We start from the raw sequence: 10,586 nt of genomic DNA on the forward strand, positions 1-10,586 counted from the left end.
GCACTTGCCGAAGTACTTGCGGCTTTCGCTGAACTATCTGCAGTGGACGCTGAATTTGATGCTGCCGTTGCGGAAGAACCCGCTTGAGTTGCAGAGCTGTTTGCTGCACTTGCCGAAGTGCTTGCTATTTTTGCTGAACTATCGGCAGCGGACGCTGAATTTGATGCGGCAGTTGCGGACGAGCCAGCTTGAGTTGCAGAACTATCCGCTGCACTTGCCGAAGTACTTGCGGCTTTCGCTGAACTATCTGCAGTGGACGCTGAATTTGATGCTGCCGTTGCGGAAGAACCCGCTTGAGTTGCAGAGCTGTCCGCTGCACTTGCCGAGCTTGATGCTTCGCTTGCAGAAGAATTAGCAGCAGTTGCTGAACTGTCTGCGGCAGATGCTGAATTTGATGCTGCCGTTGCGGAAGAACCCGCTTTAGTTGCGGAGCTGTCCGCTGTACTTGCGGAGGTACTTGCCGCTGTTGCCGAACTGTCTGCAGCGGACGCTGAATTTGATGCGGCAGTTGCTGAAGTACTTGCGGCGGTTGCAGATGAATCGGCTTTAGTTGCGGAGCTGTACGCTGCATTTGCCGATGTGCTTGCGGCTTTTGCCGAACTGTCTGCAGCAGAGGCCGAATTTGCAGCTTGAGCAGCAGCATTAGTGGCTGTTGAAGCTGCTGTTTCAATTTTAGCTAAATTGTCATTGACTGTTTTTGCAGCAGTACTGGCAGCAGAAATTGCTGTTTTGGCTACAGAAGATAAACCATAAATGATCTTACCTGAACCATCGGTACTTACAGTGAGATCTGATGTTGCACCGAAAGTAAGTGAATTATTTTGAGCTAATGTCCATTCTTTGGCTTTGCCAGCTTGTGTATTTTGATTAGATAAATTGTTTTCTATATTGAAAGTAAATGCACGACTAGCATCAGCTTTACTATTTAAAGCTGTGGATACTTGAGATGCAGATGTTGAAGCAGCATTAGCTGTAGATTGAGCTGCTGTCGCAGCGGTAGATGCTGCATTAGCTGTAGATTGAGCTGCTGTCGCAGCGGTAGATGCTGCATTAGCTGTAGATTGAGCTGCTGTCGCAGCGGTAGATGCTGCATTAGCTGTAGATTGAGCTGCTGTCGCAGCGGTAGATGCTGCATTAGCTGTAGATTGAGCTGCTGTCGCAGCGGTAGATGCTGCATTAGCTGTAGATTGAGCTGCTGTCGCAGCAGTCGATGCAGCATTTGCGGTACTTTGTGCATTTGCGGCAGATGTCGAAGCCCTATTCGCTGTGCTTTGAGCTGCTGTTGCAGCGGTAGATGCTGCATTTGCGGTACTTTGTGCATTTGCGGCAGATGTCGAAGCCCTATTCGCTGTGCTTTGGGCTGCTGTCGCAGCAGTCGATGCAGCATTTGCGGTACTTTGTGCATTTGTGGCAGATGTCGAAGCCCTATTCGCTGTGCTTTGAGCTGCTGTTGCAGTAGACTGTGCAGTGCTGACTGCTATATTTGTTTGATATAGCTGTTGTCCTGTAACAGCTTCAGTAGAACTATTATTTAAAGTGGCATTGGCAACATTCACGATTTTTCTTTTTAGATTATTACTACCAACGGAAACTTGATCTCTACCTGTTGTTACTGAGTCTCGACCTAATGCAATAGCTCCTTCATGTTTAGCATTTGCGTTAATACCAATAGCAATTCCAGCATCTTGCCCTTGATTAACAACAGCATTTTGTCCAATTGCTATGCCGTGATTAGTATGAACTTTTGCACCATTTCCTATTGCAACACTACCCCCAGCTTCTGCTGTAGCCTTTTGACCAATTGCTATGACAGATTGCCCTTTTGCAATTGCTTGACTACCAATAGCTAACGATGCTTGATCAGCTCGATTTCCCAGTGCTTTTGAGCCAGAACCTATAGCGATATTTCCGACATTTCCTGAACCAGAATATACTTCCGTTTCACTAGAAGAGATCTTATCGCCATTTGTAGAACCAATTTGTACGGCAGCCAGTGTATTCGCACTGGCTGACATTAGTACTAATGTGGCTGAAGTAACTACTATTTTATGGACTGATACTTGCTGATTTATTGATGATTTTGTTTTACCTTTGCTTCGATTAAGTTCTGATACTGCAACCCATGTTTGGGTGATATGATTAAAAATCACTTTAAAAATTTTATTCATACACTATTCTCAATTTTGTTGATACTAGAAAAGAATTCTACCATTAAATTAAAAAATAAAAATCCTTTTTTACTATTTCAATAAAGAAGATAGGCATATATTATATGCAATTGTCATCTTTTGAAAATAAATGTAAGGTGTGTTATTGCAATTCTTTTGAAAAGAAAATATTATCCCTTGACTAACTCTCTATAAAAATGATGTATGAAAAAAAGAATTGCAAACTTCCTTCGTAAAAAATATTTATGTACGCTCTGTTGTACTGAAAATAATCAGCCTTGGGCAAACACTTTCTACTACTATTTCGATAACGATAATAATCGTCTTCTTTATATCAGTAGCGATCAAACCCTCCACGGTCGAGTAATGAAGAAAAATCCGAATGTTGCGGGAACAATCTTTACACCTACCCGTTTTAATCCTTCTTTGCAAGGTTTGCAATTTACCGGTCAAGCGAAAATGTTAGAGGGGGAAGATGCGGAGATTGCCAAAACATTGTATAAGCGAGATTATCAGCACTATTTAATTGATGAATTACCTGTATGGGAAGTTCGCTTGGAATTTGCCCGTTTAATTGATCACTCTCTCGGTTTATTTAGCACAATGGAATGGCGATTGGGAGATAATGATGATGAGAGCGAGTGGGACAATTTAGACGTTTAACCGCAGTACCTATACTTTCCTCAATGCAAGCGGTGCGATAATTCGATTTTTTTGCATACTATGCCCTTGCTAACGCCCACACTTGAATGTGCCGTATACCTTTTTTCAGCAGTTGTGAGCAGATTGCATTCAGGGTTGCACCGGTGGTAATCACATCGTCCACAATGGCGACATTTCGATAGTTTTGCTGAGGTTGATAGCAAAACGCATCTTTCACATTTTTCTTGCGAGCCGCCGCCGTCAATTCCCGCTGTGAACAGGTTGCTTTAATCCGTATGAGCGAGCGGTTATCCAACGGAATTGTCAGTTTATCTGCCACATAAGCGGCAAGGCAGTCTGCCTGATTATATCCCCTTTTCCATTGTCGATGCCAAAAGAGTGGCACGGGTAAAATCACCTCCGGCCGTTCAAGCCGATAGTTCCTCTGTGCATTTTTAATCGCCAATAGTAATAATCTGCCAAGTGCTTCGTCTAAGTAAGCCTGATGTTGAAATTTAAAACGGTGAATCCAGTCTGCAAGCGGTGGTTTATAACGGGAAATTTGCACAATTTGATGCCATTTTACCTCACCATTTAGGCAGTTGCCGCAGCCGTGATGATAATGCAACAGAGGCGATCCGCAGCGGGTACAATAAGGTGAAGGTTTGACTAAGGCGACACAGTGGCTGCAAAAACCGTGTGAGCTGATCTGTAATTGGCGTTGGCAATGGAAGCAACGAAATCCCCATATATTCATTTTGGTTTCCTTTTTGTTGAACTGTATCAATTTTTTATGGCAAAAATGGATAGAATTTTGTGACATTGATCGAAAAATCAGTAAAATCTTGCCGTTTGTAAAAAAGGAGAAAAAATGCAGAAACTATCACAGCCGATCAAAATTGTCTTTTTCGACATTGATGAAACCTTATACTACAAAAAAGAACAGCGGATTCCAGCATCAATTATGGAACAGGTGATTCCCCGTTTGAAAGCCAACAATATTATTCCGGCAATCGCAACGGGGCGTACTTACGGGGCATTTCCCGATGCCCTCAAGCCGTTAATCTCGCCAAAAGGCTTTGAGCTTTTTGTAACGACAAACGGACAGTATAATCGCTATAAAAATGAAATTATCAGCGAATATCCGCTTAAGACGGAACGAATTGAGCGGGCATTACAAAAATTAACCGCACTGAATATTGAATATGCGTTCGTTACCGCCGATGAGATCGCCGTGTCAAACAACACGGCGGAGGTTGAAATTGCACTACGCCCGATTAAAGACGACTATATCGTTGATCCGCTTCATCACCTCAACCATCAGGTATTGCAACTGTTAGCGTTCTTCCCGCAAGAGCGGACGCAGGAGGTGATTGCCGCAGGTATTTTGGAAGACGATTGGAAAGAAGTGCGCTGGCACCTTTACTCTGTCGATCTGCTGAATAAACATAATTCCAAAGCGAAAGGGATTGCCGATGTGTTGCGCCATTTTAATTTATCTATTGATAATGCAATGGCATTTGGCGACGGGCTAAACGATTTGGAAATGCTGGCATCTGTCGGCTTCGGCGTGGCGATGGGGAATGCCGAACCCGAACTCAAAGCCGTTGCGGACTATGTTACACTCCCTATCGAACAAGACGGGATTTTGCACGCCCTTGAGCAACTTAAGGTAATTTAAGTTACAATTCACGATTGAAACATCACATTTTTTCTTAGATTTTATGGAAAACAAGAAATGAAAAAATATGCACTTTCCGCCCTATGCTTAGCCGTCAGCCCGTTTGTTGCTGCCGATCAGGATCAACAAAAAATCATTGAGCGTTTTGATGATCAACGTATGCAGACGGAGGCTTTGGAGCAGCATCAGCCTAAACCAGTTGTAAAGCAAAATATGCAAAAACAAACGGATAAGCCGACTCAAATCAGCATTACCAAAGCGGAATTGGCAAAACAGCCGGAACTGCTGATCCGAGCCTTTTTACCGGCGGTAATGCAAGGTAATGGCGACAATGTGGCGTTACTCTACCCCATTTATCAAAATTTAGCACCGCAATATCAAGATGCGGGATTAACCAAATGGGCAGAGGCAATTTTGGCGAAAAAAGAGCGGCATTACACCCAAGCGATTGCACTTTATCGAGAATTGATTGCGGAAAATCCGTCTGCCACTTTTTTGGTACGCTTTCAATTAGCCGTTGTGTTATTTGAGAATAATGAACTGGACGCCGCGCAAGATCAGTTCCAAAAATTACGGGCGGAAACCCTGCCACAAGAAGTGCAAGCGGTCATTGAACAGTATCTTTCTGCAATTAACAAGCGGGATAGCTGGAGTTTTAGCGGCGGGCTGACCTATCTCAACGATCCGAATATCAACAATGCGCCGAAATCCGGCACAACGATTGGTAATTGGCACGCGCCCAAACGGGAATCGGCACAAGGGATCGGCTTTAATCTGAATGTCGGTAAAAAATGGTCGTGGCATAACGGCTGGTTTAACGAGTTGCGTTTAAATGGCAGCGGCAAATATTATTGGGATAATCAAAAATATAACGAAATGAGCGGGCGTGCGAGTGTCGGCTTAGGTTTTCAAAATGCCAAATATACGCTGGCATTATTTCCTTTTATGGAGCAGACCCTCTACGCCGGCGGCTCGGCGAAAAGCGATACGCTCAAACGTTTCTCTAAAACCAGCGGTGTGGCTCTTGAAACAAACTACTGGCTTTCACCGAACTGGCAGCTTAGCGGCTCATACGAATACGGCGAGCAGCGTTACGCCAGCCGTAAGCATTTAAACGGTAACAGCCATTTTGCGTCAGCCGGTTTGGTTTACCTTGCCAGCGCTAAACAGTATTGGTTCGGTAATCTCAATTACAATCGGGTGTCGGCGAGGGATAAAGACGATGCTTATACACGCCGCGGACTATCGCTCGGCTGGGGGCAGGAATGGGGCAAAGGCTTATCCAGCCGTTTATCAATTAGCTATGCGCAGAAACATTACAAAGGGGCAATGCCGATTTTCAATATTACCCAACGGAATAAGGAATACGGTTTTCAAGCGTCCGTTTGGCATCGGGCGGTGCATTATTGGGGGATTACGCCACGTTTGACCTACAATTTCACCAAAACCAAAAGTAATTATGCGTTTTCCAATTATGACAAACACCGTGTCTTTTTGGATTTCAGTAAACAATTTTAGTGTGATTAAGGCTTGCCGAGGCAAGCCTTTTATTTTGCTCAAAATTGGCATTGTATAGCAAATGCACAAGAATAGACATTTTAACAGAATGTAGGGACACACTGCGTGTGTCCTTTATAAAAATCAAATTATGTCAATAGGTTAAAATCCGGACACACGCAGTGTGTCCCTACAAGAGAACAAAAAACGACTTTGTGCAACGGCTACCTACATAATATTGAAATTCTGCAAAAAAGCGGCTTAAACCGACCGCTTGTTACGCCGGATTTTCGCTGTCGGCTTCTTCCAACTCATCTGCCATTGCTGCGAGGGCATCACGGCAGAGCTGGGCGAGAGCTTTGTAAAAACCGCTATCAAAGGTTTCGACTTTGCCCAAAAATTTGCTTAAACACGGCAATAAAAACTGCTCAAATAAGGCTTTTTGCGCCTCAAGGGACTGGAGGTTATCTTCGATCCACGATGCCGTCAGCAATAATAGAGCAACGTGATCGGGCTGTGCTAACGGCGGCATTCCACGTTGTTCACGGAAAGTGGCAAAATCCGCCACCGGCAATCCATAGGCAGAGATTGTCGTAGCAATAGCACCCTGTTCGCCAAAAAGTGCTTGATAATCCTTGCTTAGTGCCGTAGGGTGTGCGCCCTGTTCGATTTTTGCCAGTGCCTGCTCGCTTTGCGCATCGGTGGTGAGCGCCCAATGTTGCTTTAACTGCCCTTGTTGAAGCCAAAGAAATGTACCGGCTAAAATCGGATCGTCAGGGCAGCGGTAAAAAAGATTGCCGAATAAGCGGCAAAGCAGTGAAAAATCATTGATGGTCGTTTCGCTCATAATAACTCGCTGAAATGAAAAAGGCGTATGTTACACTAACTCGTGGAGGAAGATAAAATGAAATATATTGGTGCGCACGTCAGTGCTGCCGGCGGTGTGGAAAATGCGATCTTACGCTCGGTGGAGATTGGGGCGAATGCGTTCGCGTTATTTACGAAAAATCAGCGCCAGTGGCAAGCCCCGCCGTTGAAAGCCGATAACATTGCAAAGTTCAAACGTTTTTGCCAAGCCCATCAATTTTCCGCCGATCATATTCTGCCTCACGACAGCTATTTGATTAACTTAGGCAGCCCCGATGCCGAAAATTTAGCGAAATCCCGCGCGGCGTTTATTGATGAGATGCAACGTTGCGACCAGTTAGGGTTGAAACTGCTCAATTTTCACCCCGGCAGCCATTTGAATAAAATCAGTGAGCAAGACTGCCTCGCTCGTATTGCTGAATCGATCAATCTGGCGGTTGAAGCCGTGCCGAATGTGGTGGCGGTGATTGAAAATACTGCCGGGCAAGGCTCAAATCTTGGTTGGCGGTTTGAGCATTTGCGTGAAATTATTGATCAGGTGGAAAATAAACAACGAGTCGGTGTCTGCTTGGATACTTGCCACCTGTTTTCTGCCGGCTACGATATCGGCAGCTATGCCGCCAGCGAGCAGGTTTTTGCCGAGTTTGATCGGGTCGTCGGCTTCGCGTTTTTACGGGGAATGCACCTCAACGGCTCGAAAACTGCCCTCGGCAGCCGGGTCGATCGCCACGATACGCTAAACGGCGGCACTATCGGCACGGAAGTGTTCCAATTTATTATGAACCACACCACATTTGATGATATTCCAATGATTTTAGAAACCATTTCGCCTGAAAATTGGGCGAATGAAATTCAATTTTTACGATCGTTGGAACAAAATTGATCTTTGAGTGTCGCAAAACGGACGGCGCATTTGAGCCGCTTTATCTATTCAATCACGAGGCATTTTCGCCAGCGATAAATTGGCGAAATAAACATTATGTATCACCGTTTAAAATCTTTTTCAACCTTTATCTTCATTGGCTTGTTACTGGGGCTGACCGGCTGTGCTAATGCCAGTTTAAGTACCCAAGCGGCAACCAAAAGCCAAATTTTAGCGCAACAAAAACGCCACGCCGCCCTGTCTAACCCTGCCAACGATGCCTCGCAAAAAGTGTTAGGCGTATATCGACATTGGGCGGGTACACGCTATCGACTTGGGGGGACAACCAAAGAGGGCATTGACTGTTCGGCATTTGTGAAAACCACGATGCACAGTGCGTTCAATCTGCATTTACCACGTTCAACGGCGGAACAAAAGCACACCGGACGCGCGATTTCAAAATCGGCACTGCGCCCCGGTGATTTGGTGTTTTTCCGTAACAATCATCACGTTGGCGTCTATATCGGCGGCGGTAAGTTTGTACACGCCAGCACCAGCCGTGGGGTAATGACCAGCTCATTATCGGAACGTTACTGGGCAAGAAATTATACGCAATCCCGCCGTGTTTTATAAAAGCAAGCGGTCGGTTCGGTACAATTTTTTGTAAAATTCTGATTAGGCATTGCGAAACATTTTAAGGCTTGTATAGTAACACGCCGTGAAATATCACAATCAAAAGGAGAAAATGTAATGCCTACGCTCAATGCGCTTGTCCAGCGTTTAGACCGTGTTAATGATGATCAGAAAAAACCGCTGATCAGCGCTATCACCAACCAACTTGCCGCTCAAGATTATCAAGGGCGTTTGTTGCCGTCTTTTGTCGCCGAATGTTGCCAACAGTTCCGAGTTTCAACGCTGGAATTGGCACTTGCCGGCCTGCCGATTGCCGCTTGTTACGCCTTAACGCCGGTTTCTCATTTTAATGTCGGGGCGATTGCTATCGGCGCATCAGGCACATTCTATTTTGGTGCAAACCAAGAATTTGCCCACGATGCCATTCAACAAACCCTACACGCCGAACAGAGTGCGATCGGGCACGCTTGGCTTGCCGGCGAGAGCCGTTTAACCGATATTGTAGTGAACTACACGCCGTGCGGGCATTGTCGCCAATTTATGAATGAGCTTAACAGTGCCGCCGATCTTCATATTCACCTGCCCCATTGCCAACATCAACCGCTTCATCACTATTTGCCGGATGCGTTCGGGCCAAAAGATTTACAGATTGAGCAACTTTTGTTTGATCGTACCCGCCAAGCCTTTTTACCACAAGGCGATCCTTTAATCCAAGCAGCCATTGAGGCGGCAGCGCACGCCTATGCCCCTTACAGTTCGGCATACAGTGGAGTCGCACTTCAATGCGGCGAGCGTATCATCACCGGGCGTTATGCCGAAAATGCTGCCTTCAATCCGAGTTTTCTGCCACTTCAATCAGCGCTCAATTTTCAACGCTTAAACGGTTGGCAAACAGATCCGATCACGCGGGTGGTATTAGCGGAAAAAGTGGCGGTACTCAGCAGCCGTGCCATCACCGCATCTCTGGCTAAACAGCTGTTTAATTTAGAAATAGACTATTTCAGTCTTTAACAAAATTTAAACAAATAGTCCACAGAAAAAGCTCGCTTACTCGGAAAATTTGATTAAAGCTAAGTAAATCGAAAATTTGCTATTTCAGATGTTACAAATGCCAAGTAGAATGGTAAAACTTTGCAACATTTGTGTCAGCGCAAATGAGATAAATCGAATTGTTAAATTTTATCAAAGGTTAAAAAATGCAAAATCCACAAATTTTGATTGTTGAAGATGAAGCTGTTACCCGAAGCACGTTGAAAAGTATTTTTACGGCGGAAGGCTATGATGTATTTGAGGCAAGCGATGGCAACGAAATGCATTCAATATTAGAACAGCAGGCAATTCATCTCGTGATTATGGATATAAATTTACCCGGTAAAAATGGATTGATGCTCGCACGGGAATTACGTGAAAATACAAATATTGCTCTAATGTTTTTAACAGGGCGGGACAACGAAGTTGACAAAATTTTAGGCTTGGAAATCGGGGCGGATGACTACATTACCAAACCGTTTAATCCAAGGGAATTGACGATTCGGGCACGCAATCTGCTTTTACGCACAATGGCGGAAAAAGATAAACTGACGGATAAAGACGCTCATCAAGTCGAAAGTTATCGCTTTAACGGCTGGACGTTGGATGTCAATAGCCGTAGCCTCATTAACCCTGAAGGGACGGTAATCAAACTGCCCCGCAGCGAGTTTAGAGCCTTACAGCATTTCTGCGAAAATCCGGGGCGGATTCAAACCCGTGAAGATCTGCTCAAAAGAATGACTGGTCGTGAGCTTAAACCTCACGACCGCACGGTTGATGTTACCATTCGCCGTATCCGCAAACATTTTGAAGATCACCCAGACACGCCGGAAATCATCGTTACTATTCACGGCGAAGGCTACCGCTTCTGCGGAGATATTGAATAGCCGTCTCCCCTGATGAAAAGCAAGCGGTCGGTTTTGATATTATTTTTGCAAAAAAGTCCAATATTATGTAGCAGTTGCACAAAGTTGTTTTTTGTTCGCTTGTAGGGACACACTGCGTGTGTCCGGGTTTGAACCTATTGAAATAATTTGATTTTTATAAAGGACACACGCAGTGTGTCCCTACATTCTGTTAGGGGCTGTACTAGATAACTAGAATAAATTCTGCTTTACTAATTGTTTTAAAATGGAAAATTGAACTTTTATTTCACTGTGGTTAAAACGCCATTCACATTCCTTCAAATACAGTTCAAAATGCTCTT

Annotated in this window: 10 protein-coding genes and 1 pseudogene; 7 read left to right on the forward strand and 4 right to left on the reverse strand. The window is 44.8% G+C overall.

The window, feature by feature from the left end; translation table 11 throughout:
• The coding region (locus tag E4T80_RS11970; protein ID WP_265588475.1) for an ESPR-type extended signal peptide-containing protein at positions 1 to 2,168 on the reverse strand (2,168 nt) is incomplete at its 3' end.
• Between the two features lie 204 nt (positions 2,169 to 2,372).
• On the opposite strand from E4T80_RS11970, the gene E4T80_RS11975 reads away from it, so the two are divergent.
• On the forward strand, positions 2,373 to 2,831 hold the full coding sequence (locus tag E4T80_RS11975; protein WP_135058636.1) for a pyridoxamine 5'-phosphate oxidase family protein: 459 nt from the start codon (positions 2,373 to 2,375) through the stop codon (positions 2,829 to 2,831).
• 58 nt (positions 2,832 to 2,889) lie between these two features.
• Here E4T80_RS11975 and E4T80_RS11980 read toward each other — a convergent pair whose 3' ends face one another.
• On the reverse strand, positions 2,890 to 3,567 hold the full coding sequence (locus tag E4T80_RS11980) for an amidophosphoribosyltransferase (RefSeq protein WP_135058637.1): 678 nt from the start codon (positions 3,565 to 3,567) through the stop codon (positions 2,890 to 2,892).
• 114 nt (positions 3,568 to 3,681) lie between these two features.
• Between E4T80_RS11980 and E4T80_RS11985 the strand changes: the two genes are divergently transcribed.
• Positions 3,682 to 4,491 carry a Cof-type HAD-IIB family hydrolase gene (locus E4T80_RS11985; protein ID WP_135058638.1) on the forward strand — a complete coding sequence of 270 codons (810 nt, stop codon included), beginning with the start codon at positions 3,682 to 3,684 and terminating at the stop codon, positions 4,489 to 4,491.
• Positions 4,492 to 4,548: 57 nt separating this feature from the next.
• Entirely contained in the window at positions 4,549 to 6,009 is a 1,461-nt protein-coding gene (locus tag E4T80_RS11990; protein ID WP_135058639.1) for a surface lipoprotein assembly modifier, read from the forward strand.
• Between the two features lie 256 nt (positions 6,010 to 6,265).
• On the opposite strand, the gene E4T80_RS11995 is transcribed toward E4T80_RS11990, so the two are convergent.
• A complete protein-coding gene (locus E4T80_RS11995; protein WP_135058640.1) occupies positions 6,266 to 6,835 on the reverse strand; it encodes a TorD/DmsD family molecular chaperone in 570 nt (189 codons plus the stop codon).
• Between the two features lie 57 nt (positions 6,836 to 6,892).
• Here E4T80_RS11995 and nfo point away from each other — a divergent pair, with 57 nt between their 5' ends.
• From nfo to arcA, 4 genes are all read left to right on the forward strand, one after another.
• Complete coding sequence (gene nfo / locus E4T80_RS12000) at positions 6,893 to 7,738, forward strand: deoxyribonuclease IV (protein WP_135058641.1); 846 nt, start codon at positions 6,893 to 6,895, stop codon at positions 7,736 to 7,738.
• Positions 7,739 to 7,834: 96 nt separating this feature from the next.
• Positions 7,835 to 8,350, forward strand: coding sequence for an NlpC/P60 family protein (locus E4T80_RS12005; RefSeq protein ID WP_135058642.1), 516 nt, complete (start codon positions 7,835 to 7,837; stop codon positions 8,348 to 8,350).
• 117 nt (positions 8,351 to 8,467) lie between these two features.
• Positions 8,468 to 9,361 carry a cytidine deaminase gene (gene cdd, locus E4T80_RS12010; protein ID WP_135058643.1) on the forward strand — a complete coding sequence of 298 codons (894 nt, stop codon included), beginning with the start codon at positions 8,468 to 8,470 and terminating at the stop codon, positions 9,359 to 9,361.
• A gap of 185 nt (positions 9,362 to 9,546) precedes the next feature.
• Positions 9,547 to 10,266 (forward strand): two-component system response regulator ArcA, encoded by a 720-nt coding sequence (arcA, locus tag E4T80_RS12015; protein WP_047976073.1) that lies wholly within the window; start codon positions 9,547 to 9,549, stop codon positions 10,264 to 10,266.
• Between the two features lie 210 nt (positions 10,267 to 10,476).
• Here the strand turns inward: arcA and E4T80_RS12020 are convergent.
• Positions 10,477 to 10,586, reverse strand: a pseudogene (locus tag E4T80_RS12020) (IS1595 family transposase); the annotation flags it as partial.

It is taken from the genome of Muribacter muris (genome assembly GCF_004569585.1).
Taxonomy (GTDB): domain Bacteria; phylum Pseudomonadota; class Gammaproteobacteria; order Enterobacterales; family Pasteurellaceae; genus Muribacter; species Muribacter muris.

Coding starts and splice junctions, on each gene's coding strand:
- E4T80_RS11975 (WP_135058636.1), top strand. CDS start 2,373: ATGAAAAAAAGAATTGCAAACTTCCTTCGTAAAAAATATTTATGTACG.
- E4T80_RS11980 (WP_135058637.1), bottom strand. CDS start 3,567: ATGAATATATGGGGATTTCGTTGCTTCCATTGCCAACGCCAATTACAG.
- E4T80_RS11985 (WP_135058638.1), top strand. CDS start 3,682: ATGCAGAAACTATCACAGCCGATCAAAATTGTCTTTTTCGACATTGAT.
- E4T80_RS11990 (WP_135058639.1), top strand. CDS start 4,549: ATGAAAAAATATGCACTTTCCGCCCTATGCTTAGCCGTCAGCCCGTTT.
- E4T80_RS11995 (WP_135058640.1), bottom strand. CDS start 6,835: ATGAGCGAAACGACCATCAATGATTTTTCACTGCTTTGCCGCTTATTC.
- nfo (WP_135058641.1), top strand. CDS start 6,893: ATGAAATATATTGGTGCGCACGTCAGTGCTGCCGGCGGTGTGGAAAAT.
- E4T80_RS12005 (WP_135058642.1), top strand. CDS start 7,835: ATGTATCACCGTTTAAAATCTTTTTCAACCTTTATCTTCATTGGCTTG.
- cdd (WP_135058643.1), top strand. CDS start 8,468: ATGCCTACGCTCAATGCGCTTGTCCAGCGTTTAGACCGTGTTAATGAT.
- arcA (WP_047976073.1), top strand. CDS start 9,547: ATGCAAAATCCACAAATTTTGATTGTTGAAGATGAAGCTGTTACCCGA.